The sequence below is a fragment of the Alcanivorax nanhaiticus genome (assembly GCF_000756665.1).
Lineage (GTDB): Bacteria > Pseudomonadota > Gammaproteobacteria > Pseudomonadales > Alcanivoracaceae > Alcanivorax > Alcanivorax nanhaiticus.
This window is the reverse complement of the sequence record NZ_ARXV01000018.1, coordinates 58,665-84,425: the sequence shown is the minus strand read 5'-3', so window position 1 is coordinate 84,425 and position 25,761 is coordinate 58,665. Positions and strand designations below refer to the sequence as shown.

The window sequence follows — 25,761 nt, the reverse complement described above, 5'->3', positions numbered from 1 at the left end:
CACGCGGTCGCGGGGGTGGCCCCCGGTCACGTAGGGCCGCATACGCAGCTCCAGCGGTTCACGGTTGTAGTCGTTCGAGGCGCTGTAGTTGATTTCCACCACATACGGCGGCGCTTCACCAATTTCCAGCGTCTCTTCCAGCACGGCCACGTTGCCCCGTGCGTCGGTGATGGTCACCTTCACCGGATACGTCCCCGGCTCGTTGATCTGGAAGGTTCGCATGTCGTCCCAGCGGTTCTCGGTCACCACGAAGGCGTCACTCTCCGGGAACTCCCACTGGTACTGCGGCTCGTCCAACTGCCCCCGGAACGCGATTTCGCGCACTCGTGCGGTCACCTCTGCCGGGGCCATGTCGGCGCTACTGCGCATATACAGGTTGAACTCCGGCCACACGTACTCCCAGACTCGCGCACGGATGTCGCGGCTGGCCTCGGTGCCCTGGTCACGGTAGCCCTTCACCCAGGCGGTGTAGAGCAGCTCCATGCTGCCCAGTGCCAGGTCTGCCTCGGTCGGCGTGTAGGTCAGCGTGTCGCCTTCCACCTTCTCGCCGTTCGGCAGGGTGAAGTAACCCTCGACCTCGCCTTCCATGCCCTTGTACGGCAGGCTCAGGCGCACCAGGTACTCGTATTCCTTCCCGGTCTCGATCACTCGTGGCCCGGTCATGAACACTCGCGGTCCCTTGACGACGCGGAAGTCCGCATACACCCGCTCACGGGTATAGGCATAGCGGTCGTCATCCGGAGCCGTGGCATCCCGTACCCACGCTTCCATGCTGAAGCGCTTGGCTTCCTCGCTGGTCAGGGTCAGGGTGTCGCCCTCGTGGAAGAAGGTCTCGCCACGGTCCTGCGTCCACTTGATGACGGGGTTCTCCATCGGCTCGCCATCCGGCCCGGTCACCTTCACGGTGTAGGTGGCTTCGGTGCCCACGAACAGGGTCCGTGCCCCTTCGATCTCCACCTTCGGGGTGTCGTAGGCGATCACCTCAATGGTTTCGGTGTACGACTCGGCCCCGGAGTTGACGTTCAGCAGCTTGGCCCGTACCAGGTACTCGCCCTTGTCGTAGGTTCTGTACCAGCGGAACCGGTTGCGGTCGGTCGAGCGGTGGCTCTCCCAGGTGGCCCCGTCATCGGCGCTGATTTCCCAGATCACGTCGCCGGTTGCGGCCATGTCCGCCCGGTTCTCCAGCTCCAGTTGCAGGATGGTGGTGAACGGCGCTGCGCCTGACAGGCGGCGGCCTTCCACGTTGGCGTCAATCGCGCCACCGCGCAGCACGGTCATGAACACCCGCTGGCTGTCCTCGATGCGCTCATAGCCCTCAATCGGGCTCTTCAGCCTGGCTTGCGCCACCAGCCGCACAGAGCGCTCGATACCGGTCAGGTCGAGGTTGAACTGCACCTCGCCGTTCGGCGCGTCCACGAAGTCGGTCATCGGCACCACTTCATCGAAGCTCTCTTCGCGCACCAGACGGATGGCCCATTCGCCCATCACTGCCGGGTCGTAGCTCATCTCCGGGTTCAGGCGGTCGCTGATGCGTACCGTCACCGGCAACGGAGCCGTGTCCAGCGCTTCGCTTACGCCTACGTCGATCTGCGGTGTGATGTCGTCCCCCGGCACCGCAATGGCCCGCAGGGTTTTCTCGACTTTCACTTCCGGCAGCAGGTTGTAGGCGGCCTCGATGTTGAACACCGTCTCATCCCACAACGCGGCTTCCTCGGTCTCCATGCGACGGAACACCTTGTTGTAGATGCTGCGTCCCGGCTGGAAGGTCTCGTTGGTCAGTACCTCTGAGTCGCGGGTCATCCGCACGTCCAGCGGCGAGGGCTCGCCCTCGATCACCGCGTCCCCCAGATAGCCGCCCTGCATGGGCACCATGTAGAGGTCGTCGCTGTACTGGTAGCTGGACATCACGTCCACGGTCGGCAGCGGCGGGTCTACCGCCTCGATGTCGTAGCTCTCGGTCGCCAGCGTGACGCGGGTGCCGTTGCGGGTGAAGATGCTCACGCGCCAGCGCAGCGTATGCACCTTCTGTTCACGCAGGGTGCCGAACAGGTACGGACTCTCCGAGTACGAGTCTTGCTGCATCCCGTCCGGAATGTCGATCCACTCGAACAGGCAGGTGCTGGCCGCGCTACCCACCTGGCGGTTGGCCGCTGCGTCCTGTGCCCGTGTCGCGTCCAGGGTCAGCGTACAGGCTGGTCCCATGCTCTGTTTCATCCGAACATCGAACTCCTGGATGACCCGGTACACCTCGTCCACGTCGCCCATGGGCTTGTAGGCCACTGAGCCAAAGGCAGAGGTCACGGTCAGGGTGCGTTCACCCCCACCCACGCGGATCTTGCGGCCATCGCCGCTGAACAGGTACAGGCTGTAGCTCACCGGCTGCTCGCCCATCGCCACCGCCTGGCCCTGCAAACCGGTCAGCTTGAGGCCACCGACCTCGGCTTCCACCGGCTCGGCTTCGTCCGGGGTCTGTTCCCACTCCAGCAGACACACCGGGTCACGCACGGCGTCCGCGCCCTGCGCGGCGGCCACGTCGCTGGTCAGGCGGCAGGCTACGCCCGCCTCCGGCGAGGCGCTGATGTTCACCGGGTCGATGACCTGGCGCACTTCCCAGCTCTCGGCAGACAGCTTGGCCTTGCCGATCCAGGTGTTCACATCGAGCACCAGCACTGGCGAGTTCGGGGCACTGGTCATCACCTGCAGGTTGGAGGAGCCTTCCACACCCGCGACCGCTGGCCGCAGTGGCAGGTCAATCCGGCCTCCGGAGGTGCTGAAGTCGTGCTGGCTCATGACGCTCATGGTCTGGCCTGGCTCAATCCGGATCCCGTTGACCACCAGCGGCACCTCGGCATCCGAACGCAACGTGGCGAACACGTCATAAGTGCCAGAGACGGTGGAGCCATCTGACAATGTAAGCGGGTTGGTCTGGATGATGCTGCCGCCATCGAGACGCTTGAACTCCTGCGTCACCGCAGGAATCATCAGCTTGCCGTCCATGCCATCAGCCAACGAAACTTGGGGAGGATTGTATGTGAAACTTGTAGTTTTACTGGTTTCGTTTAGCTGATCATCTTCAGCTACCACTGTGATCCTGTATTCTTCACCTTCTTTCAAACTTGGGAAGACAACTGGATACTCTAGCCTATAGCGTGATTCACTTTCCTTGCGTACCGATAGATAAATATCATCAGATGCTGGCCCACCTTTCATATTGACAGACGAAATTTTAGGGCTTTCCGAAAAGTTATCAGTTACATCAATAGTTATTTCATCCAGTGTTCTAATCTCACCAGAGTCCGGGGTATTAATCTTTAGGGACGGGCCGGTGTTATCGTTAGCTACTTGCAGAAGTTTCTTTTCCGATCTGTTTCCATAATTATCTTCTACCCACCCATATATATCATAGGTTCCATCAGGAAGCCCTTTATACGAGTTTGTCAATATTGAATTGTCGCCAGACGTATCCATGGTTCTTGAATCAAAGTTCTGAATAACCTTATCGCCTTGCTTTGCAGTAAGCCCGCCTTTTGCCAGTCGGACTCGATTCCACGTATAGCCCGAATTACTCTCAGTTGCATTGAATATAACTGTCTTATTTACTTTGTCGTGACTTACCAGGTTGTTTACAACAGGGTCTTCAGCATCCCACTCCCAAACATGACTGTATTGTGAAAGCAGCCCTGGATTATCCTTCTTAGTTGCAGCCGGTCTGGTGTGATAATACCCAACCGTTCCTTCTTGATTGAAGCTAAGATTGACATTCATAGTACATTGGGTTTTTCCTGCCGGGACATCACAGCTTGACTCATACATTGAAACAGTCTGCGTATACGCCCGACTCTCAAGGTCTACGCGAATTTTTGAGATACGGGTATTACGCGGAGCTTCAGCTTCCTCTGCTCCTGGGTTCCCATAACTACTGCCCACCCATCCAAGACCATCTATGTAAGCGCTTATACCAGTCCATTTCGGAGGCTTTGACTGTGAATTAAATTGAGGGTTTTCAATCCTGAACGGACTACAACGCCATGTATGGTAATTAGTCCATCCCCACGCATTCCAGTTGAATGTGCCATCTGTGCCAGCAGGCCCCTCAACCATGAAATAGGCATACTGGGAGTCTTTATATTTGAGCCCATGATCGGTAATACCTTGGGGCACGCCCCCAAAAATTGCACCTTCGGGCAAACCTCTATATGCCGTTCTAGGAACCTTGTACACAGCCTTTAATGGGTTTTTATTAACAGGCACACTGGAAAGACTTTCAACAGGGCGGAAACCTTTAAATGAACTCTGTCCTAGATACGAACCAGAGTAAGTAGGATCTTCTATTGCAACAAGCTCTGGCGCTGGGCCACAGCTAGAATTATTGTAAAAGGAGAAATCTTTTGATGCAGTGTTACCTGCCTTATCTTTGACCTCAAACCGTATTCTGTTCTTTGATTGAACGCCCCCAGGAAGCGCGTACTGAGCACCAGAGTTCATCGCTCCACTACCCAACATTGCTTTCTTATCGCCCTGGTAATATGTCACCTCTCCAGTCTTGGCAACCTCCCCTTTATTTGGACCATCTTCCCAGAGGGTTTTGTAATTTACACTGCCTATACCAGATAGACTATCCGAGACTCCACTAAGGCTAATGTGCCTCGCTTCTGTAGTAGAAAAAATGGGAAGGCCATCAGGAGCCGTACCGCGCCCGTAATTCATAGACCATGAAAAATCACCAACAGATGGTGCGGTAGTATCAACAACCAATGATTCGGTTTCTGACTGGACAGAAAGCCCTTGAGCAGAAAGAATCTCCGACTTAATTGAGTATTTGCCCTCATTTAAGCCTGCGATACTTAAAAATGCACCATAATAATCTTTGCCTCCAGCGGTTATGCGGTCATTTGCACCTAACAGCTTACTCGTTTTTGAAACGACCACATCGCCCGAGGTGCTGATGATGGAAAGCCGCACCTTCCGGTCTACCCCAGCGCTCAACGCAAAAGTGATAGGCCCAGATGGGTTGGCATAGGTATCGCCTGGTGACAAAGTGCGCTGGCTTCCGTCTACTGCCGAAAAGGAGTATTCAAGGAGGTCGGCTTGCGCCGTGCCTCCCATCAGGAGCGCCAGCACCCCGGTTGCAGTAATAGCGCCGCGTTTTAGTGATTTCATAGGTTGCCCCTCCAAGTTCATCGCACTATGTAGGTTACCGAACAACGGTCAGTAACCACGGATGCGCAATTCCCCGTTTCGGGCGCAAAGAGCAAAAAAACACCCGAAATATCACTATTCCGGGTGCTTTTCGGTGAAATATCAGTTTTTTTAGCGGTTTGGTGTCAGCCACCGAGCCCGTTGGACAACTGCATAACGGCTGGGGTGACAGTCGCGGCTTTCTCCAGAGTGGCAGACATGATGGTTTCAATGATGGTCGGCGTGTTGTAGAGGCCCATGCCACCAGCTACGCCCAGGGCGAACGCCATTAGAGACTGACGGGCGATGCCGCCGATGATACCCACGAGGATCATGGTACCGGCTACAATGCGGCCCAGAGTACCTTCCGTCCACTCACGGAGGGTCGCCCAGACATCATCGAATTCGGCACCACCACCACCTGCATACGCAGCATCAGAAAACACAAATGACAGAGCAACCAGACCGAGGGTCACTGCTGCCGGAGATTTGCCCACTTCACGGGCTGTTTGAACTATGTTCATTAAGAACGCTCCTTTTTTTAACTTACTTTGCTGATTGCAGCGGCCTAATAACAGGCTCACTATCCGGCGCGCTGTCACCAATAACCCAGCGTCGCGGCTCAATTTCGGTGTAGATGTAACCCGTCACGATGAGGTCACCGTTCGTGTCCTCCCAGGGAGCCACCCATATCCGCATAACTTGAGCCGGTGTTCTGATTGGAACAGGCTTGTTTGGGAGTCGAGGCGCAACGTAAGTGTTGATAACCTCATCCCCCGCACTTCTTGTAGAGCCTGGAGCCGCTGCCCCCTGCCCCGATTCATCTAGGTTGCCTTCTGCCTTGGCCTCTGCTTCGTCAGGGCTCATCGGTCGAGGTACTTGCCCATCGTTCGTGGCGGCATAGACATCCCGAGCTGACATGCACTGGACGCCATTTGGCATACCAGGACATGCGTATTCACTACTGCCGATGTTGAGGGACGAACAGCCACTGAGCGCGGTCAGCAAACCGCCCACCATCAACATCTTCCTGAATGTTACTGAAAGGAATCGCGAACCCACGCCCGCGCTTTTGCCCGTTTTGGTTGTTTTCGACATTTTTCACCCCTTATTCGGCTTTAGAACCACGAACTCGCAGCGAGGAGCCCTTGGTCACAATGATTTCGACTTGGCGACCAGCATCAATTTCGATTACCGGGAAGATGCCTTCAGCCATCTGGATATAGAACTGAGCGATTCGATCCAGAGCGTTACTTGCACCCTTAGCCGCAGCACCTTGAGCCAACGTGCCGGTAAAGTCGGTCTGTTGATACTGGGTCCGCCCTGTGTTCTCCAGGTTGAGGGTAGGCACGGCGTTTACGTCGAATGCCTCTGCTGCGCCACTGAGGAAGCCCGCCATCAAGGATTTGGCGATGATTTGTCCCTGCTTGGAGACCAGGCGACCACGAATACCTGCTTTACCGTCTTCACCCACGGCGTAAGCATCGAACGGGGTTTCAATGACATCACCGTTGTCTTTCACGCAAGAAAGCGTTTCGCCACGCAGATATGCGCGTTCAGAACTAAGGTCACCGTAGCCTGAGATGATCAAGAAACATTCGCGAATATCAGCCCGGAACCTATTCGGCAGAATGGCTTCCTTCTGGATGCGCAGTGTTGCCGGGAAAGGATCCTGCCGAGCCCCCTGCGCGGTCGGTGCATCCATACCGTTAATCAGGACGCCAGTGATGATGGAACCCGCTGGCATGAACATCTCATCGTCCTTGCCATCGACATCCGCAACCTCTTCATCCTCCGCTGACGAGGAAGAGTAGCTGGCGATAGTCAGCCCTTTTGGCTTAGGAGCTTGTCCTCTGGCACCACGCTCATTCTCAGCATCTTCTGCCTTGGTGTCCGGGACCGGGGCGTTCTTGAAGAAGTCTTCAGGGTTCTTGTAATCCAGCTCTCCGTCAGCTCCGGCTGGTGCTGGTGCTGACGCTGTGTTGACCGGTGTAGCACCTCGGGCACGAGGATCTGTTTCGCCTTCACTGGCGGCAGAGTTGCCTTTCTTGACCTCTTCAGCCAGCTCCTTATTGCGATCTTTCAGCTTTTCAAGCTCTTCCTGCATACGAGCCAGGTCACGGCTCAATGCTTTGTCGGCGGACGCTTGGCCTGAATTACGAGCCACCTCTTCTTTAAAACGCTCAAGGTCTCTGCGCAGCGTCTCGTTTTCACGAGTCACTAACTTCAGGTCGGCAGATAGAGCATCAATGCCAACTTCGCGAGTATTGGTGTCAGTCAGAATGTGGCGGATGCTGTCTTCCCGAGAAGTCTTTTTCCGCTCGCTTGGTTCACCGCCAGAGAAAAGGGCAACCACACTGAAGATAACCACCCCACCCAGACCTATGGCGACCCATCGCTTGTGTTTGGGGTTTAAATTGTCCCATGCTCCCCTCATTGCGCACCTCCTAGCAGCGATGGACGCTTAGAAGTCACAGGAGCCTGCCCAGTCATTTGTTTCCGGGCGACATACACTTCAGTTTTCTGACCAGGCTCCAGCACTTTCAGCGGCCAAGTAGTCACAGCCGCTACATCCCAGTCACCACAGGTGGCTTCTTGGAACTCCAGCGCGTCAGAAGAAGTGTTTTCCGCCACCCCTACAAATACCGACAAGCTATGCCCCATGAGCATCTGTCCGTGCTTGAACGAAACCTTCATGCCTGGGTGGTCGCAGTAAGGAGGCGCGACGGTATTGGGGATAGCGTTCATGGTGTAGCCCTGCGGGATTTCTCCCAGCGCCAGCTTACGGAACACGGAACGAAGAGTTTCCACGTATGGCTTGCTGCGCTCCCAGCGTTCGGCTTTGGGGTTGGAATAAAGCCCAGAAGCGACAGTCTGGCCGTCGAGCTTGAGGAAAACTTCGCGAGGCGGGATCTTGCGCGGAACCATCGTCAGGCTCAGCGCTTGTGTTTCGCTGCCCTTCTCGGTGATAAACATGGTGACGGGGTGTTCTTTATCAGTTGCAACGTACACCACGTTTTCCTTGATGCAGACTTCGCCACATTCCCCTTCTTTTTCTCCGCCAGACAGGGAGGTAGAGACAACCTCGGGGTTGCCAAAAGGCGTCACAATACGATTAGGGTGACCAATCGCCACCGGGATAATCTGGTTCACCCCCGGCGTCATGGTAAGAACAGGATCCTGAGACACGCTTGCCCCTGCATAGGAACTATCAGGGCTATTCTTGCTTTCACCCTCGATGCCCACTTTTCGCGCTTCCTGGGCGGCATTTTTCATGACGCTGGCCGGAACCACAGGAATAGCATCTTGCGCATTGGCTGTTGCCGATGCAGACAGCACCACCGCCAGCGCCAAAATAGTTTTTTTCATATTCATCGTTCGCTCCGGCGCTCCTCTCTTCGTTGCAATCGCTCCAGCACATCCTCAGTCCGAGGGCGTCCTTCATAGGTATCCATGAAGTCAATAACGGGGATATAGTTTGAGATGGCTATTTCAAACTCGTAGGTTCTGTCAGTACGGACTTCGGATTCGTTGGACATACCTTTGGTGAACGAATAGCCGTAAACGAAGACCTTTTCGCTCTTCGGTTCGTACTCTACAAATCTGGGTTCAAAACGAATGCTCACGCGGTCATTGCGGATTTGCTGAGACTGCATCTCCAGCACGTTAACCACATCGTTATAGATAGCGGGCGAAAGCAGGCGATCAATGCGGTCTTTGATGAAGCCAACATTGGAAGGCGTGACGTTCCCAAACAACTGCGCCAGCGCAAATCCCCAGGCTTCCTTGTAGCCTTGCGATGAGTCATCCTCGGTCACCCAGGCTTCGTCGTGGAGAGTGAAAGGCTGAATGGTCACGATGGTTTGCTTGTTAGCGAGCATCCCAATCAGAACCAAAACGGCAACGATCAGGCCCGCGATAAACATGCGGCCCCACTTGTTTTCGTTCTGCGTCCCTTCCCACGACTTCAAGTAACTTTTGAGGTTCATGGGAAGTACCTCCGGATGTAGGGATTCTTAAAGGTCTTGGATTTCGTCATCGGCAGTCCCGTCCAATACAACATGTGAAGGAGATAACCGTCTGGATGGTTATCTCTGAATTTTCGGTAAAGGTTCGTAATGACAAGACCGATAACCGTACAGATGAATGCCTTACCCAGAACTACCCCGATAACAAGGCCTATCAGCATGGGAGCCAGTTCATCCGCACTCCACATCATCAGGTGCGGCGGTTCATCGACTCGTCTTGGAATTTTTACAGGTTTCATAAACCTCCCCTTTTGATTTCTCGGGCTATTTTCTGATACATCGGGAAGTAAGCTGGCATCCGTTCTCACCCTTTTTGGGCAATTCCAGCCGGTTGGCAAAAAAAAAGCGGCCACGAGGGCCGCTAAGGGATAGGAGGGGTGGCTACGCCTGTCAGAATACGGATGTCAAAGCGCCGAGAACGCTGTATCCAGATGCTTCCAGGCCAAATACGAGACCACCGAGAAATAGCGCATTCCAGAAAACCCACGCGGACACAATGCCTGCGCTACTGGATTCACATTTCGGATGTTCTTGAGCGACGTGATTCATGGTTACCTCTCTAGTGCTCATTACCCATGAACGCATTGTCACCCAGAGGGAAGGAAATCGACGGACGCCGAATTGCCCATTTTGGGCGCAAAGCGTCCGCCAGCGAGAAAAGTGAACTTTCACATGTGAAAGATTTTCGGGTGGCGTCGGCCATCCGATGTTTCACACTCGTTTTTGCAGGTTACCCATGGTGAGTCCAATCAGCACACAGCAGATCATCATGACGATGGGTATGATGATTGGGTTCAGCGCAATTGGCGCAAAGAATGCGATTCCCAAGCCCAGCACCAGGTAGCCGGTGAAACGGATCCCGTAACGATGAATAATGGGAGAGGCGTAATCGAAGTTTGTCCTCTTGATACGCCAGGTCATCATCCCATCGTAGATGGCCGGGAGCAGCAGTATCAGCATGTACGGCGCCCAAGTCATAAACAGCGCCGTCCTGGTCATGAACTGGTATACCACGTTGGCTAACGCCTCCATTCGACCTTTCGCCCACACGAACCACCACGTTCCCATATTCTCCATGCCTCGGGAGTTCTTGCGTTGCTCCTCGGTCGGGATAAGCGTGTAATACATGCCTTCGTAGAACCCCGAGTCGATCATGACGCTTTGATACCATGACTCTGCCTGTTCTCTTATCCAGTACCGGGACTCACTTCCGAGGCTTGCCTCCACCAGCGCACTCTCTTTCTCAATTGCCTTGTCGGTCCAATCACCTGGCACCAACAACAGGATGACCAGGATCTCAATGACCAGTAGCCATGCCACCAGCCACAACGGCTTCTTCATAATTGACTCTCCTCAATACACTGCGGATCTGTTCACTGGTAATCAGCTCGTACAGAACCGACCTTAGACTTTTCTCGTTCTCATGGAGCTTTGGGTAGATATTCAAGCCCCCGGAATGTGTGCTGTACCACTCGCAGAAGCTGGTCCCGCTGCCGACATTCCAGGCAGAGCCTTCGTCATCTTGTATCTCAATCTCCATAATTCGGGACGTTTCTGAAATCAGCGCCTCGATAAAGACCCCAAAGCGCACGGGGTCTGGTATCTTCTTACCTTCTTTGAAATGGACGACTTCGCTGTAACGAATGAGTGCCCCTTCAATGATTTCGTAAATCACTGGCTCTTCATCGGCGCAAATCTGGTCGCTGATGTATTCGCTGATCTTTTCAAGAACGAAGCGGGACACCGGCCAATCAAATTGCAGAAGCGTCAGCAGCTCTGCGTTCTTCCGGCCTCTTGCCTTGAGACCTTCTATCACCCGTGCGTAGGGGTGCTGTTTTGCCATCGGAGTAACCTCATACTTTCGTGTTTCACTGCCTGCCATGGCGACGTACTTATTGAAGGATTGGCAGTCGGCCTTTAATCAGCCTCCCACCAGAGATCGTTGCAAAGAACTCAAGGTTCGGGAGCATCCCCAGCAACTGGGGAGGAAGCAGGTCTGATTCCTCCTCCATGAGTCGCTCACCCTGGTTACCCCCGTGCATGATTGGCTCATCCCCATGCGTGTTTTGGCCTTGTGTCCTCATGACATATTTCACGCGGGTTTTGGGCAGGTTGCTGGTGATGTATTCCTGTGTCTCGGTGTCCAGCACACGCAAAGCAAATTTGTTATTGAGGTTCCCCAAGACCTGAATAGCCTTATCTTTACTGCCCATACGAGCCGCGAAGTCGGAGAAGGTCTGGGTTGCAACGAAGAGTCGAAGTTTTGCACCTCGACCTTTGTTCAGGAGTTGGATGAACGGGTCGTTGATGACCTCTGCGGCCTCGTCAACAAAGATGTTCACCACCCGGTTGTTCACACCGAAGTTGTAGCGATCACCGGCAACAGCGGTCAGGTCGGACAGCATTATGGAACCAATTGCACTGCCCACCATGCTATCGGTCAGCGAGTCCAGGCCGATGTATGCCACCTGTCCATTGTTGATGATCTTTGCGGTATCGGTGATTCCGCGAGTATCGTTCAAGTCGCCCGCATCCGGGGACAGCATCTTGCCCAACTCGCCAGAGGTGAGCATGTTCATGATCGGCAGCAGGTTCGCCACCATCTTCGAGAAGTGCGTTGAATCGTGCTGGAACATGCTGAGCAAGCCTTCAAGCTCTGAGCTTGGCTGAACCGGCTGAATCACATCGTAATAGAAACGTAGCATCGCGAAGGCTTTCTTCTCTTTGCTGCCGGTTTTGACCTTTTCTCTGTAAGGCTCAGCTTCGGCCTCCCACTCAGGCATGACTTGCTCTGCATAGGCTTCTACGGCCTTGATAACCAACCCGGCTGGCCCGCCTTCCAGGAATCGTCTCAACAGTACAAGGTTCGGGCGCTGGTAAGTCATAACCAGGGCCTGAGCAATATTATTCAAAGCCTGCCAGGCAAAGCTCTTGAATGGATCCGCTCCCGCCTCGGAGGGAATGAGTGCTGCCAGACGGCTCGCAATTTCCGTGACACGAGTGAAGTTTCTCAGCGGGTCAATACGGATAGACTCTTCAGGGAACGCCGGGTGGAAAGAGATGAATTTTTCAGGTTCGCCCATCGCCTCACACACGCGGCGGGCCTTGTCGCGCATATCCCTATCGCCCTTCGGGTCGATAATGATCACAGCCTCACCACGCATGATGGCCTGAGAAATCATGATGTCGAACATACGGGTTTTACCGGCACCCGTGGTGCCTACAATCAGCGTATGGCCTTCGGCGTGATCCAAGTCCTGCATCAGTGTCTGTTCTTGAGGCTCCAACCCATGGATCCACGGAGCACCAATCGGTTTCGGCTTCTTCTTTTTGCCTGTTGCCAGGCGCACGACCTTCTCTGTCGTGGTTTCAAAGTTGACGATACTCGACCAGTCCCGTTTGAGAATTTCAAAGGCTCGTTGTGTGTGCCGATTCTCCCAATCGAAACCTGAGCCAACCCACATTTCAGTTGGATGGCCCTTAATGGTCTTTTGTAGCTCCTTCATGCTGATGAACTCCAGTTCCCTACCCCGCAGGTGCTTCTGAAGGTTCGCCAGTCGAATGGCTTTGGGTAACTGGGCCATCGCCATTACACCGCAGATGCCTGTCATCCAGTAGAAGGGGTCGGATGGCATGGGGCTGTAGTGGTTCACGGCTACCGCTGCCGCACTCGCGGCCAGCCACCCAGCTACAGCCTGTTTCTCGTAGTTAGGCCGCCAGGGCATTTCATATTCAAGAGCGTTATATTTCATGCTTCGTTGTTCTCCTTCAGGACCAAATACAATTTGCCCTGCTTATACATCATGGGCGGATCAGCCTGGCCTCTCTTCAGGTGACCTCGCAGGTTATGTTTACTCAGGTCGGCAAACTCACCGGCAATGATGTCCAGTGACTTTCCGCTAGTAACCAGGAACCCTCCTTCCTTCGTGACAGCGCTGGTTATCCAGCGCCCTTCACGCTTCAGAATCATCTCTTTTAGCTGTGCAATAGCCGCCTCAACGGTCATTGTTTTGGGCTTGATGTCATCAAAATCCGCCGTCATCTGGCCTCGCCCTTTCGGAAGCAGCGTGTTCTCTTCAATCTCTGGGATGTCCACTTCTTTTTTGGCCGGTTTGGGCTCAGGGCGACTGGGAGGTGGCGTTACGGATTTCTCTGGACGGCGAACCGGTGTGCTGTTTTGTTTCGGCTGCACAGATTCCGTCTGAGCTTTTTCCGTGTGTACCTTTTTCTCTGGCTGCTTCGCCGCTGAACTCTGTGCATCATGACCTCCAGCTTTTCGGTTGCCCTGCTCGCTCGATGTGGGCTTCTTCTTGCCAGCCTTCGGCGCTTTCTTGTTCTTCCGCCCGCCAGCACCCCCAAGAAGCACATCCTGTATCCCTTCCATGCTTGATTCGGCTTCATTCAGAGCATCGACAACCAGCGATGAGATACCCGGTGCAAGCACCAGCCCTTTCATCCCTTTGAACGTCTGAATTTTCTTGCCTGGCATTACCGGGTCTCCGGCTACCGCGCCAGCATCCCAAAGACTGGAAAGCACTTCAGATGCCCCGCCAAGAGCGTCAGCCCCTTCTGGATAGAGGATGGCTGCCTGCCCTTGGAACATGCAGAGCACGTCGCCCAACAGCTTCTCGCCAGAAAGAACGGGGAAAATTGCCTGTTCAAGTATCTTCTGGACGTTAGAGGGCAAGCCTCTCAGCGCAGCATCGAGCTTCGCTCTCGCTTGTTTCTTCTCCACCTTGGGTGACGGGGCCTTGTCCCCATCCGCCGCTGGCTGCACTGCCGCTTTCAGCGGCGCTGCCTTGCCCTTCTCGGCTGGCTTGGGTGAACCGTTTTTCTTGGCAGCCTTGGCACTATTTCCACCGCCTGTCCCTTTAGGGCTCTGACCAGGGAACAGGCTGCTAACGTCCAAAGCGGTCTCATCCGTCGATGCGAACATGTCTGCCATTGCAGGCATTGGCTTGCCGGTAGGAGATGGAGGCTCAGGGGAGCCCATCATGGAATTGGGGTCCATCGGCGGTGCATCCATGAATGATGGCTCATCCATGAAGGGCGGCTCGGAGTTATCCTCTGGGACACTGCCAGGTATCTCATCCACCACCGGAGGCATTTCATCACCTTGGGAAGATGCAGGAGAGCCCTCTTCAGGAGCTGCTGGTGCTGCTGGAGCATCCTGGGCTGGTTGGTCCATCCCAAAGGCATCAAACGGGAAGTCCATCCCGTCAGCTCCCCCCATCAGACCGTCAAGCGGGTTTGCACCGTCAGCACCAATCTCAGGAACGCTTGCAGCCACTTCATACGCATCCTCCAACCCGCTCGGACGCGACTCTCCTGACTGTACTTCGCCACCGGACTCCTCACCGTCGCCATCAGGATCAGCGCTCTCTGAGGCCGATTGCTGGCCTTCAGTGTCACCGTCGAGGTCTGCAAAATGAATCTCCGGCTCTTCCCTCTCGCCGACGATGACAGCCTTCACTGGTGCCGGAGGCTCTGTTGTAAATACCAGCTCGTGGGACTCAAGCCGCAAACCGAGGAGTTTCACCGACCCGGCAGGACGCCCCTCTTGGAGCACGTCAGGGCATACTTCCCAGTAGCGATAATGCGCTGATTCGCCGTTGCTCCCTGGCACCTTGTTAGGAATGGCAAAGCCACGCTCGATTAGGATGTCCGCCAGCGTGTCAGGGTCGCGGGGGATACCAGGTATCTTGTCCTTGGAGATCAGCTCGTATAGATCACCCAACTGCCGCCAGGTGATGAAGACCCCTTGGTGCAGGTGCCATACGCGAGCGCCAGCCTCGTTGACCTTCCATTTGCCTGTTTTGACTAGGCGGCGGATAGCATCGAACACGTACCGCTCGACTGGGACGCCATAGGAAAACTCGTCCACATCCAAACGACTTTGCTTGAGGTCGCGGGCAACACTCTCCTGGTCAGCCTTCAACATGAGCTTGGTGACTGGCTGATTTGTGCTGGTGCCCGCTATTGCCTCCAGCATAGCCTCAAGAATCTCCGGGCCAGCTTCCGATAGGTATTGCAGGACGTTGGGCGGAATGATCCGCTCGATGGTCAGCAGTGAGAACTGCTCATGCCGCTTGTGGCGGTTGTCCCGCCAGCGCAGGAAATACCGGTCGATTTTATGGTGTGCCGCCCAGCCATATAGCGTGTTCGCATACGGATTCCAGGTAACAGAACCATCTTTGTCCGTTACGGACACATCAGACAGGGGCTTGCCTACGTCATGCAGCAGGCCCGAGAAGCAGCTTGCCAAACGCCAACGCGGCTCATTGTTCCGGCGCTCACGCGGAGAGCCTTCCATCGAGAAGATAACGGCCTCGGACGCTTGGGCGGCCCAGAAGGCCACCTCAAGGCCGTGCCGGAACAAACCGCCAGCGCCCCGGTGGTGATGCGCCTCAGATGCTGGCAACAAATGCACAAATTCTGCGTACCGATGAATCACCGGGAGGATCAGCTCCTGGTGTTGCTCCCGATTGAAGCCCAACGCATTGCGGATACGCTCCACCAGTTCATCTTGCGTTGCCACCACCTTATCAATGGGGGCGACGGGCAAACCTTTGGCGAACGGCGGGTATCGAGGGATTTCCTCGTCATATTCATCTACTACGGCCAACGCGCCCTTCTTTTGCTCTGTGGGCGCAGTTCGGCCAAATATACCTTTCAGGGTGCTCAACATTCGGACTAGACCAAACCAAGTTATTTTGGGGATGGCTAATCCTCCCAGATTTTGAAATCGACCCTGAACCGCGTTTCTGTCCAAATTGGGTAATTAGAGCTGCCTGTGTTCAGTCCGTGACACCGTAGACTTACGGGGTCTTTTTTTGATTGAACAGGAAATACTCAATGAAGCGGATCCCCCTCCTTTTTATCAGTGTTGCTCTGGTGGCTGGTTGCGCCAGCTCCCCGGAGCCCAAGCAAAAGCCTGAACCCAAAGTCGTCGAAACAAAGCAGGAGCGAGTCACCCGAGACCTGACTCTCTCATGGGACAACATGGGACGCGGTGGCGCGGCTGTTCGTCAACCGGCTTACATTCACGTTCTGGGCGAAGGCAACCTCTATGATTCCGGCAGCAAGGCGTCTATACCGAAGACCGATGCAGCTAACCCGTACACCCCCAGCAACATCGCTGAGGCGGTCGATGCGATTGACAGCGCCAAGAAACAAAAGCCTGTCGTCAACGTCACTGTGAAGGACTCCTCGACCAGCGATGATTCCGGCGAGCCCAAGGGTAAAGAAGGTTACTCCCTCTACGAACTCTCCCGATGGGAGCGTTTCTGTGATGGTGGCAAGGGTATGGACGAGGCCGACTGGCGCTTTGTGACTCGCCACGGTGGGGAAGCCAATGTTCCCGACATCCTCCAGGGCTCCTGCGCCGCGCCAGAGCACGACTACAAAGCGTACCTGGTCGCATGGACTGGCTTCTGCACTGGCACTGAGATCAGTTCGTTTCAACGTGACATTGTTCGTGAGAGCGTCCGTCCCAAGTCTCGGGTGAACCCATGCGCAGCGCTCAGCAAGTAGTGCCTCCCAGCAGCGAGGATGCACTGGACCGAAAGGCCGAACTCTACGACGCGCTGCACATAATGTTGGAAGAGGCCGGTTCGCGAGGCACCCCTCGTGACGCTATGTGTGTAATCACCGGCATTCTTGAGAGCTTGGCTCAGGATTACGACGAAATCCGGCCTTTGGTCATTCCATGGAAATCCTTAATGGAAGCGGAGTTTTCCCGTCACCAGTCTTTGCTGACCGACGATGATTCTGCTGGATCCGTTGCCTCTTCCTCCGTTCGTTATCTGGTTGTTGAACCTCAGAAGAAACAGGAGGGGTAATGGAACTCTATCTTTGTGAAAAACCATCCCAGGCGAACGACCTGGCAGCAGTGCTGGGAGTACGCCAGCGGGGCGAAGGTTTCCTGCATGACGGGAATAACCGAACGATCACTTGGGCCTACGGGCATCTGCTCGAAATGTTCATGCCTGATGACTATGACGAACGCTTCAAGTCATGGTCACTCGAAACACTTCCGATAGCGCCTGATAGCTGGAAGTCCAAGGTCCGAAAAACAGGCTTCAAGCAGTTCAAAGTCATCGAAGGGTTGCTGAAGAAAGCCTCAACGGTCTACATCGCTACCGACTATGATCGGGAAGGTGAGGCTATTGCTCGGTCCCTCATGGACAGAACGCGCTACTCAGGGCCAGTGAAGCGCGTATGCCTAACCGCTCTGGACGAGAGCAGCATCCGTAAGGCCCTGGCAAACATCCGGGACGGGCACGATACCATGCCGCTCTACTACGCCGCTATGGCCCGCCAGCGGGCGGATTGGTTGATTGGCATGAACGTCAGTCGGCTATACACCGTCCTGACCCGCGATGTGGGTTTCAATCAGACGCTGCATGTAGGCCGGGTCATCACGCCCACCGTGGCACTCGTTTGTCAGCGTGACCGAGAGATCGCCAACTTCAAGCCCTCTCCGTTCTGGACACTAACCGTTGGCGTCTCTGTGCAGAACGGTCAGTTCACCGCCAACTGGGTAGCTCCTGAAGAATGCAGCGATGATCATGGCCGTTGTACTAACAAGACATACGCTGAGCAGGTGGCCGCACAGGTAAAAGGTGCTCAGGCCATTATCAGTAAGGCCGAAACAAAGGCCGGGAAGGAATCTGCTCCCCTGCCCTTCGATCTGACCTCACTCCAGCAGTACGCCAGCAAACGCTGGGGATACACAGCTCAGCAGGTTCTCGATGCCGCTCAAGCTCTGTACGAAACGCACAAAGCTACCACGTACCCGCGTACCGATTGCCGCTACCTGCCTGAATCGCAACGAGAGGACATTCCTGACATCCTTCAGGGGCTGATCCTGTCCGACCAAAGCGTATCCGGACTCGTGGCTGGTGCTGATCCGAACCGCAAGTCTCGCGCCTTCAATGACAAGAAGATAACCGCGCACCACGCGATCATTCCCACACCGGCACGAACAGACATTACCAAGATGTCCGAGGTTGAGTTCAACCTCTATGACGCAATACGGCGCTTTTACATAGCACAGTTCTACAGCGCCTTTGAATTCAACCGTACCAACATCGAGGTTACCTGCGGCAACCACTTGTTCGCGGCCACAGGTAAAACACCGACCAAGCAAGGCTGGAAGGTGCTGTTCAACTCCGACAGTGAAAGCTCTCCGGAAGATGATTCCGATCAGAACGACAATCCGAAGGAGCAAGAGAAATTGCCTCGGGTCAATCATGGCGAGCCCGCGATGATTCGTGATTCGTTGCTTGAGGACAAAATGACTCGTCCACCGGCACATTTCACTGAGTCGTCACTATTGGCGGCCATGGAGAATATTGCCCGGTTCGTCACTGAGGAGAAGTTCCGCCAGATCCTGAAGGATACGGCTGGCCTTGGAACTCCAGCGACTCGGGCAGGCATCATCCAGGGGGCCGTGGACAAGGGATACTTCAAGCGCCAGAAGAAGGTGTTGATTGCCACAGACAAGGCTCACGCACTGATCACGGTTCTACCGCCAGCCATCAAGTCTCCGGGGATGACAGCGGCCTGGGAACAGGAACTGGAGAAGATCGCTTCAGGCAACGGCAATATGACCGTTTTCATGAACCAGATTTCCCAGTGGATCTGCAAGCTGGTGGACCAGCTCAAGGCCAACTCGGCGGCGCTAACCCAAGATGGTGGGCCTCTTTCCAAGGCATTCGAGGGAGCAAAGCCGCCTACACACGATTGCTTCAACTGCGGCGGTGAGATGAACCGCATCCGGGGCTCGAAAGGCTTCTTCTGGGGCTGTCAGAACCCTGCCTGCAAGAAAACCTACAACGACAACCGTGGAAAGCCGGTTAACCCGGCCACGGCGAACGAGCCGCCGAAGAACGCTCCTAAGTGCCCGGAGTGCGACTCGCCCATGTTACGACGCAAAGGGAAGCCGAAGGACGGAAAGAAAGCCTCTTCGTTCTGGGGCTGCTCAAATTACCCCAACTGCACCGGCATCAAGCCAATCAAGTCCCGGCGCAAAAAAAACAGCTTATAACGACTGATTAACTAGAAGGAGAACGCCTATGCTCTACCGGAGCAAAGTTAACCGATGCAACAAACCTATAGGTCGCGTTTGCGCACTGTCTGCCTTTATCTCCATTGCCCTGACAGGGTGCGGTGGAGCTAGTGAGGATGGTAGCGATACAACAAACGAACAAAGCACCACCCCCATGGTGTCTGTCGATGGGGCCAGTGTGAACGAGGGTAGCCGGGGGAACACTGAACTGACGCTACCGATTAGCCTTTCGGCGACCCCCAGTGAGGATGTGGAAATAACCTACTCGTTTGAAGATGTGACTGCCGTGAATGGCGAGGACTACGCTGCTTCTGGCGGGAAGCTGACGATTCCTGCTGGTACGCGCCGTGCTGAAATTGTCCTGACGGTGCAAAGTGATGACATCCACGAGCCGGATGAAACCTTCAAGGTACACCTGGAGTCGGCCACGAACGCTGACCTCAGTACCCGAGGGAAAACTGCCACAGTCACTCTGCGCAATGACGACGACGCGCCAGAGATTGCCTTTGACATGGAACAGCAATCCGTATCGGAGACCGTGGGTTCAGTGATCGTTCCGGTGTCCCTGTCAGCTCCCAGCGGGTTTGAGGTCTCTGCCAGCATTTCTCTCAGCGGTACTGCACTCGAAAACGGTGACTACCAGTTGGATGGTGATACCCACCTGACTTTCGCTGTCGGCGAGACCTTCAAAGAGATAGAGCTTGCCATTCTCCCGGACACAATCCCCGAGGGCGGCGAAACTGTGTTTGTATCGTTGGAACAACCTGAAAACGGCGTGGTGTCCTCAGACGGCAATTCGACGCACACGGTTGTCATTCTGGGTGACACCACACTCAACGATACCGGCTTGACCAGCTACAGTGACGGTGTGGTTGGCGACCTTGCGTTCGAGCCCTCCAGTCACCCAGGGCAAGATGCGTCCTTTGGCCGGGATGCAGATGGAGCCCAATTGTCCACTGACGGACACGCAGGCTTCTCTTACACGAAGCTCGACCTTAACGGTAACCCCCTCCCCTCTTCAGCCAGCTCATGGAGTTGCGTCCGAGATAACGTCACTGGATTGGTCTGGGAAAACAAGCAGGCTGATTTCACCATCGAGTCAACCGATGGCGACGGCGCTACGGTGCTGAACACGCCAACTGGCGAACAGTGGCGGGCGGGGAACTTTGTCTACGGCTGGCACAATGAAGAGGCTGAGAACAACGGCGGCAACTCAGGCTATCTCAGAACCTCTGATAACAGGCTGGATAAAGACGAGCCCGTGACTGCCGAATATGGGTACTGCGGTTTCCGTTACAGCGGTGGACGCCGGTTCAATCTGCATTGTGATACCGCCGCCTACATCCAGGAGATGAACCTGCAAGGCACCTGCGGCTTCGATGACTGGCGGATGCCTGAAGTCAGCGAACTCCGCTCTCTCGCCAACTACGACAAGCTGGACGGAACAATGCGTCCCGAAGGTGCATTCTTCTCAAACCTTAAATCTTCGGTGAGTTACCTCAGCGGCACCCCGGCTGCCGACAATGAAGCCTCTGCCTGGTGCTATGACTACCAGGATGGGGAAGTCGAACTTTGTCAGAAAAGCTATTACCAAGGCTTCATGGCCGTAAGGAGTAAACAATGAGAACCCCTACTCTTATCTTTTGTGCTGTCGTTACAGTGTTTGCCAATACCCATGTTATGGCGCAGGTTTGCAAGGACAGTACAATTAAGCCTCGCATTGACCCGGAGCAATACATCGACCACGGCGATGGAACTATAACCGATGCGAAAACCGGCTTGATGTGGGCAACGTGCAGTATTGGTCAGAACTGGTCATCAGGTGGTTGCAGCGGTGTCGCGGCAAACTTGGACTGGGATGATGCGCTCACCACTGTTGAGCAGTTCAACTCCAGTGGTGGTCTCGGCGGCCATGCTGATTGGCGGCTGCCGAACATTAAGGAACTGGGGTCTCTGGTGGATCCACAGTGCCACAGCCCAGCAATCAATTTGGAGTTTTTCCCGGACACGCCTTCGGCCACTTACTGGAGTTCTACAGCGCGAGTTGACGATTCCGGAAATGCTGATGGCGGCTACAGCATAGATTTTGCCACGGGCTCTGATCTTAGCCCGGAAGTTACAGAGTTACGTCACATTCGAGTAGTAAGGAGCAATTAATGCCAGCGATAGAATTCACTGTAGTAGCAGAACACCTGTTTGTGGATGACCAACTATCAATGGAAGGGTTAGAGTTGCTCGCCACGCTGGTTCCTCTGGCTGAAAATGGAAGGATGGACCAGAAAGGCATATCAAAAGCTCGCCAGGAATGCTCACAAGGGGCTTGTCACTTCGATGAGCTACTCGATGAGTTGGTAGAGCAGGGTTACATTCGTTACCACCTGCCTACCGAGCGTCGAAGCGAAAAGCGTCAGTGGATGGTGCGCCCTATCGACAACGAGCAAGCTGCCTAAACCCACCATCCTATTTAGCAGAGCCCTCACGGGCTCTGATTCCCCTCCTCACTTAGTCAAGCGTCCCCGCAAGATTTCTTCCGCCCGGTTGCAGAATACGGTATCGCTCAGACCATGCTTGAAAGCAACATCCTGCACGTCCGCTGGTAGCATCTCAAACGCTTCTCTCACCTTTTCTTTCGTTGGCTCGACACCTGCCTCTTTTGCGATGAACCGGCTGAATTCCCCCCAGTTGCCATTAAGCAACTGCACCAGAGTCAACTTCGTGCCATCGCTCCACTTTTGGCGCTGATGCCTTAGCTGCCGCCCAAATACGGTTCTGGTGTACTTCGCCATAGCGGCATAGTCACTTCCCCGGCACCAGTTATCCAGGCGAAAGGGGAGGTCTGGATCGAAGGTCTTTTTGTGAAGGTTCTCAACGAACTCTTTCCCGGCGCGTGAGAGTGCGTACTGTTTCTTGTCTCCGTCGCTCTTGACGCTCAAGGCACCACGCCTACAGGCGCTTTCAAATATAGCCATTCTGGACATGGCGCTGCCAATACCGATATATCCATCCTGCTTATATTTTCCCGTTCCTCGCCATTTATCCATCAGGCGCATCACTTCATCCACGTTCAGCGGGCGATCTTCCGAATCCATTAGCGCAATAAGCATCAGCTCGTATTTCGATATTAGCGGTTCAGCTTTCAGGCCAGTCCACTTACAAAGCTCAGAAAGCACCACAGACGAGTTTGCGTTCCACCAGTAATCGAACGTCTGCTTCGCGTTTTGCTGGTCAGCCAACTGCTGCGCGAGCGAGTCTGGCTCCCACTTATTATCGGCTCTTTTGGCCCAGGCTTTTTCCACCGTTTTCCTGTCCGTAGACACAAGATACAAGCAGTGAATCGGCGTCTCACCTGCCCCGCCGACTCTCTCCAATAGCTGGTTGGCCGATCCGTAACCCGTGCGGTCACAGTCAACTGCACAGATAACCTCCGTATAGCTTGGCATTTTGTCTGCCAAGTAGTTAACCAGGTGATCGAGCGCTGCCTGGTGCTCCTCCTTGGTAGGGGTATCCGAAAGTGAAATAATCGGTTTCCCGGAACCATCCAGAAGTAGTTTTCTCGGTTTGAATCGCTGCGGGCGGAGAGAAGAAGGCGGAGATGTAAAAGGAATGCTGGGAAAAGACAATTTTGGCAGCTTGTATCGCCACAGGCCAATGCCAAAGGTATAGACGACTTCAATATCCTGAGAGAGCAGCTCGTACTCCTTCAGTGTACTTACAATAGATGGTTTTTCTGCGATCAATAAGCGCATATATACTCCTAATCCTGAGTTATCAAGCATCAAAATGCGCAGCTTAGCTACGAACTATTAGCAACCTATCTCATTTGCGTTTGGTTGTCAGCAATTAGTTTTCACTTTCCGCCAGCATTCCCTTTTCCCGCTCAAACCACGCAGCCATCTCTGCCTGGATATGGTCATCTGGTGGATTCAGCGCCCCCGCAGCGAGTTTCATCTCCTTCGCTTTCTGAAGAGAGCGCTTACGGGCAATCTCGGCCCGTTGCTCCGCGAAAACGGCTGACAGGGCCTCTACGGGGATTTCGTAGCCATCATGCTCATTCATACGCCTTCGCAGCCGCTTGAACTGCTCAGGATCCGGAGGTGACGCAAGAACGCGGTCCCGGTCAGACGATTCAATCCCGTGCTCATCTGCCCAGAAGTAAACGACATCTCTCCAGACCTGCGAGAAGGGCCTCGTGCAGAACGTGAATCGTTTGCTCGGCTTCCGGCGTCCCTTTTCATTTTGATCCCGCGACACCGTGAACCCGGCCTGCCAGGTCTTTCTCCTATCGAGGAAGAAAGATGCGGTGATGCAGTGGACCCCGACTCCGCGCTCTGGCTTGGTTGTTGGGTGATTCTGTGTGACGAATCGCTGGTACTGATAGCGCAAACTTTCCAACTGCCATTCAACATCCTGCTTTTCAGCACTCAGCCGCTGGTAACGAAAGTACGGGTCATCGTCCGTCTGGCTTTCTGCCGCGACTGTGCTGAAGTATCGCTGGTGGTAGTTGTCACCGTAGGCGACCGTCACACGAAACCCAACAAATCCTGCCGGGTGTTCTCCCGGCTTGTACGGCTTCACCCCCATTATGCGTGACCCACCTTCCTTCGAGTGGTGGCTTTCACCCATAGCTCAATCGTAAAGCCGCAGAGGAGCATCGCGCCGGGTATCACTGCCACCAGGAGCGTCGTTATGTTTTCGAGGGGAGTTGCCGAGAAGAATGGCTGTCCAAGCTGGTCTTTCCAGCAGGCGTGGAAGAATGCCAGGAGTGCCACGTAGCAAACGACGAACACTACCGTCCCTTGCCTCATAGATAGTTCATTGCTGTTGGCTTGATTGAATTCGACATCTGACATGGTTGCACCTCGTTGATGCTCAGTTGGATGGTCTTGGAGTTAAATTCTTGCCCGTTTTGTGTCGATGTTGAGGTCTTCTGGTTCGAGGGTTTGCTCAAGGGCCTCATCGTAATGGTCATGCCCGATTGCTCCGAGGCGGCTGGCTACCTGAACCATTACTGTGTCCCGACCGAACTTTCTTGCTACAGCAGCAGCGCCAGGGCAGTGGCTCACATCAACCGGCTGATAGTTTCCGTCCTCGTCGTGATTGCGGCCATCGCTGCGATAGACGGTTTTGTGGCAGTGGAATGTCGAGTCCTTACCTGACAGAAGATCTTCGATTATTTGCTCGCGTCGCCCCGGCTGGAGGCTGATAGCCTTGTCATCCTTTCTAAACGGGCAGTTCGCACAGGGCTTTCTCACCGCAAATTGGTTCTTCATTTCAGGCTTTGCCCCTTTCCGCTTTCCTGAAAATCCATTCTGCACCGAATACGATACCAGAGGTTCCTACGATGATAGCAACGTCTTCCCACTCAAAGGTCATACCCAGGATCCAACCTAGCGTTGAGTCTACGGCCACCAGCACTCCAGCCCAAAGTGCCCATGCGGAAATTCCGGCACCAAGGCCGCGAGCTGCATACTTGCTGCCTATCGCGAACGAGAGGATGACTGCCAGGTGCTTCAGCAGCTCCATGAACTCCGGCATATCCTCAAACGAGGCTCCAGTGATAGCTCTGGCAAAAGACTCGGTAATGACCATTGCAACCGCGAACAGCAGCATGGCTCCCGAGACAACCCCTATCCCCATACATAGGCTTGTTAGAATCTGACCAAAGGAGAGCCGTTCGCCGTTTCGTATCAACATAGAAACCACCTCTTAGCTTTCCGATGGTTGAACATAGAGATGCTCAAACCGGTGTTTCAACAAACCATACACGACCGGGCAGACTATCAGGACGAGGTTCCCCAGCGCGATGCCGACCAGGATCGAAATACCAATGCTCGCCCACTCGATCAGTGGAGGTGTTCTTCGCGCCACACGCGCTTGCGCCAGCTTGTCGCGTAGCCGTGATGAGTTCACGGCGGCCACGGCCAGGGCAGCGTTCAGTAAGGCCATGAAAGACAGATACCCCTCTCCCAGCATTTGCGGCCATCCGCTGGCAGCCACGGCCAGCATGGCGCATACGGGGCCTATACCCCAAAGCACCCAGAATACGGCTGTTTCTTTGTTCTGTTCGGACATCTCACACCCTTTTGTCATATTCAAAACTGCTCATTCGACTGGATTCTGACTGGATTTGAACCAGCGACCGACCCCATATAGCCTTTATCGCGAAATCATAACTTCGGTGTTTGCAACCACCTCAGTAGCGGCGTAGCGCTCTACCAAACTGAGCTACAGAACCCATGCGAATAAGCAGAGGGATAGCGCAGACTCTGCCTGCACGTCATTTTATAGCATCATATCATGATACTGTAAAGAAGGAAGCATAAAAAAATGAGGTGGCCTAGACCACTGATGCCCACTTTAAATTCCTTGAATTAAAGTGGGTAGTTCACATCTTGGTATCTTTTACCTAACACTCCAAATACATGTGTTCCCAACCCTTTACCCGGCGCTTTTGCCGGGTTTTTTTGGCTATTTTGTAGCGCT

At 54.6% G+C, this 25,761-nt stretch carries 23 protein-coding genes, 1 tRNA gene and 1 pseudogene; 6 read left to right on the top strand and 19 right to left on the bottom strand.

Translation table 11 applies throughout. The features are described 5' to 3' along the window. The 12 genes and pseudogenes from Y5S_RS20045 to mobH all read right to left on the bottom strand — a co-directional run. Nucleotides 1–2,997: hypothetical protein (locus Y5S_RS20045; RefSeq protein ID WP_456236282.1), on the bottom strand; the 2,997-nt coding region annotated here is incomplete at its 3' end. Nucleotides 2,998–3,006: 9 nt separating this feature from the next. Then, nucleotides 3,007–5,106, bottom strand: a pseudogene (locus tag Y5S_RS20195) (Ig-like domain-containing protein); the annotation flags it as partial. A 218-nt stretch (nt 5,107–5,324) separates the two neighbouring features. Continuing rightward, on the bottom strand, nt 5,325–5,702 hold the full coding sequence (gene traA / locus Y5S_RS17195; RefSeq protein ID WP_035234780.1) for a TraA family conjugative transfer protein: 378 nt from the start codon (nt 5,700–5,702) through the stop codon (nt 5,325–5,327). 22 nt (nt 5,703–5,724) lie between these two features. Further along, complete coding sequence (gene traV / locus Y5S_RS17190) at nt 5,725–6,276, bottom strand: type IV conjugative transfer system lipoprotein TraV (protein WP_035234778.1); 552 nt, start codon at nt 6,274–6,276, stop codon at nt 5,725–5,727. A gap of 10 nt (nt 6,277–6,286) precedes the next feature. After that, nucleotides 6,287–7,615, bottom strand: coding sequence for a TrbI/VirB10 family protein (locus Y5S_RS17185; RefSeq protein WP_035234777.1), 1,329 nt, complete (start codon nt 7,613–7,615; stop codon nt 6,287–6,289). Beyond that, nucleotides 7,612–8,553, bottom strand: a complete 942-nt coding sequence (locus Y5S_RS17180; RefSeq protein ID WP_052041684.1) for a TraK domain-containing protein — start codon at nt 8,551–8,553, stop codon at nt 7,612–7,614. Before Y5S_RS17180 ends, Y5S_RS17185 begins: the two co-directional genes overlap by 4 nt. Beyond that, entirely contained in the window at nt 8,550–9,167 is a 618-nt protein-coding gene (locus Y5S_RS17175; protein ID WP_035234775.1) for a TraE/TraK family type IV conjugative transfer system protein, read from the bottom strand. Before Y5S_RS17175 ends, Y5S_RS17180 begins: the two co-directional genes overlap by 4 nt. Next, entirely contained in the window at nt 9,164–9,445 is a 282-nt protein-coding gene (gene traL / locus Y5S_RS17170) for a type IV conjugative transfer system protein TraL (RefSeq protein WP_035234773.1), read from the bottom strand. The genes Y5S_RS17175 and traL overlap by 4 nt, the downstream gene beginning before the upstream one ends. Before the next feature lie 472 nt (nt 9,446–9,917). Continuing rightward, nucleotides 9,918–10,547 (bottom strand): DUF4400 domain-containing protein, encoded by a 630-nt coding sequence (locus Y5S_RS17165; protein ID WP_035234771.1) that lies wholly within the window; start codon nt 10,545–10,547, stop codon nt 9,918–9,920. Next, on the bottom strand, nt 10,504–11,049 hold the full coding sequence (locus tag Y5S_RS17160; RefSeq protein ID WP_231552734.1) for a hypothetical protein: 546 nt from the start codon (nt 11,047–11,049) through the stop codon (nt 10,504–10,506). The genes Y5S_RS17165 and Y5S_RS17160 overlap by 44 nt, the downstream gene beginning before the upstream one ends. Nucleotides 11,050–11,098: 49 nt before the next feature. Continuing rightward, nucleotides 11,099–12,958: a conjugative transfer system coupling protein TraD gene (gene traD, locus Y5S_RS17155; protein ID WP_035234767.1), complete on the bottom strand. Its 1,860-nt coding sequence runs from the start codon at nt 12,956–12,958 to the stop codon at nt 11,099–11,101. After that, nucleotides 12,955–15,831: a MobH family relaxase gene (mobH, locus tag Y5S_RS17150; RefSeq protein ID WP_197055171.1), complete on the bottom strand. Its 2,877-nt coding sequence runs from the start codon at nt 15,829–15,831 to the stop codon at nt 12,955–12,957. The genes traD and mobH overlap by 4 nt, the downstream gene beginning before the upstream one ends. A gap of 230 nt (nt 15,832–16,061) precedes the next feature. On the opposite strand from mobH, the gene Y5S_RS17145 reads away from it, so the two are divergent. The 6 genes from Y5S_RS17145 to Y5S_RS17120 are packed head-to-tail and all read left to right on the top strand — an operon-like array spanning nt 16,062 to nt 21,728. After that, a complete protein-coding gene (locus Y5S_RS17145) occupies nt 16,062–16,739 on the top strand; it encodes a hypothetical protein (RefSeq protein ID WP_035234765.1) in 678 nt (225 codons plus the stop codon). Beyond that, nucleotides 16,718–17,047 (top strand): hypothetical protein, encoded by a 330-nt coding sequence (locus Y5S_RS19905; RefSeq protein ID WP_065130345.1) that lies wholly within the window; start codon nt 16,718–16,720, stop codon nt 17,045–17,047. The genes Y5S_RS17145 and Y5S_RS19905 overlap by 22 nt, the downstream gene beginning before the upstream one ends. Next, nucleotides 17,047–19,257, top strand: coding sequence for a DNA topoisomerase III (locus tag Y5S_RS17135; RefSeq protein ID WP_035234763.1), 2,211 nt, complete (start codon nt 17,047–17,049; stop codon nt 19,255–19,257). Before Y5S_RS19905 ends, Y5S_RS17135 begins: the two co-directional genes overlap by 1 nt. 28 nt (nt 19,258–19,285) lie before the next feature. Further along, the gene (locus Y5S_RS17130; RefSeq protein ID WP_081939812.1) at nt 19,286–20,902 is read left to right on the top strand and encodes an Lcl C-terminal domain-containing protein; all 1,617 of its coding nucleotides are present in this window, start codon (nt 19,286–19,288) and stop codon (nt 20,900–20,902) included. Further along, nucleotides 20,899–21,435 carry an Lcl C-terminal domain-containing protein gene (locus Y5S_RS17125; RefSeq protein WP_052041682.1) on the top strand — a complete coding sequence of 179 codons (537 nt, stop codon included), beginning with the start codon at nt 20,899–20,901 and terminating at the stop codon, nt 21,433–21,435. The genes Y5S_RS17130 and Y5S_RS17125 overlap by 4 nt, the downstream gene beginning before the upstream one ends. Then, nucleotides 21,435–21,728, top strand: coding sequence for a hypothetical protein (locus Y5S_RS17120; RefSeq protein ID WP_035234759.1), 294 nt, complete (start codon nt 21,435–21,437; stop codon nt 21,726–21,728). Before Y5S_RS17125 ends, Y5S_RS17120 begins: the two co-directional genes overlap by 1 nt. Before the next feature lie 48 nt (nt 21,729–21,776). On the opposite strand, the gene Y5S_RS19900 is transcribed toward Y5S_RS17120, so the two are convergent. The 7 genes from Y5S_RS19900 to Y5S_RS19785 form a co-directional block, all read right to left on the bottom strand. Beyond that, nucleotides 21,777–23,024, bottom strand: coding sequence for a type IA DNA topoisomerase (locus Y5S_RS19900; protein WP_035234757.1), 1,248 nt, complete (start codon nt 23,022–23,024; stop codon nt 21,777–21,779). A gap of 94 nt (nt 23,025–23,118) precedes the next feature. Then, nucleotides 23,119–23,859, bottom strand: coding sequence for a hypothetical protein (locus Y5S_RS17110; RefSeq protein WP_035234755.1), 741 nt, complete (start codon nt 23,857–23,859; stop codon nt 23,119–23,121). Then, nucleotides 23,859–24,128 (bottom strand): hypothetical protein, encoded by a 270-nt coding sequence (locus Y5S_RS17105; protein WP_156107846.1) that lies wholly within the window; start codon nt 24,126–24,128, stop codon nt 23,859–23,861. Before Y5S_RS17105 ends, Y5S_RS17110 begins: the two co-directional genes overlap by 1 nt. A gap of 39 nt (nt 24,129–24,167) precedes the next feature. After that, nucleotides 24,168–24,548: a hypothetical protein gene (locus tag Y5S_RS17100; RefSeq protein WP_052041681.1), complete on the bottom strand. Its 381-nt coding sequence runs from the start codon at nt 24,546–24,548 to the stop codon at nt 24,168–24,170. A 1-nt stretch (nt 24,549) separates the two neighbouring features. Then, nucleotides 24,550–24,972, bottom strand: a complete 423-nt coding sequence (locus tag Y5S_RS17095) for a hypothetical protein (protein WP_035234752.1) — start codon at nt 24,970–24,972, stop codon at nt 24,550–24,552. A gap of 12 nt (nt 24,973–24,984) precedes the next feature. After that, complete coding sequence (locus Y5S_RS17090) at nt 24,985–25,350, bottom strand: hypothetical protein (RefSeq protein ID WP_156107844.1); 366 nt, start codon at nt 25,348–25,350, stop codon at nt 24,985–24,987. Nucleotides 25,351–25,390: 40 nt separating this feature from the next. Continuing rightward, nucleotides 25,391–25,513 (bottom strand) — tRNA-OTHER (locus tag Y5S_RS19785). Between the last annotated feature and the right edge of the window lie 248 nt (nt 25,514–25,761).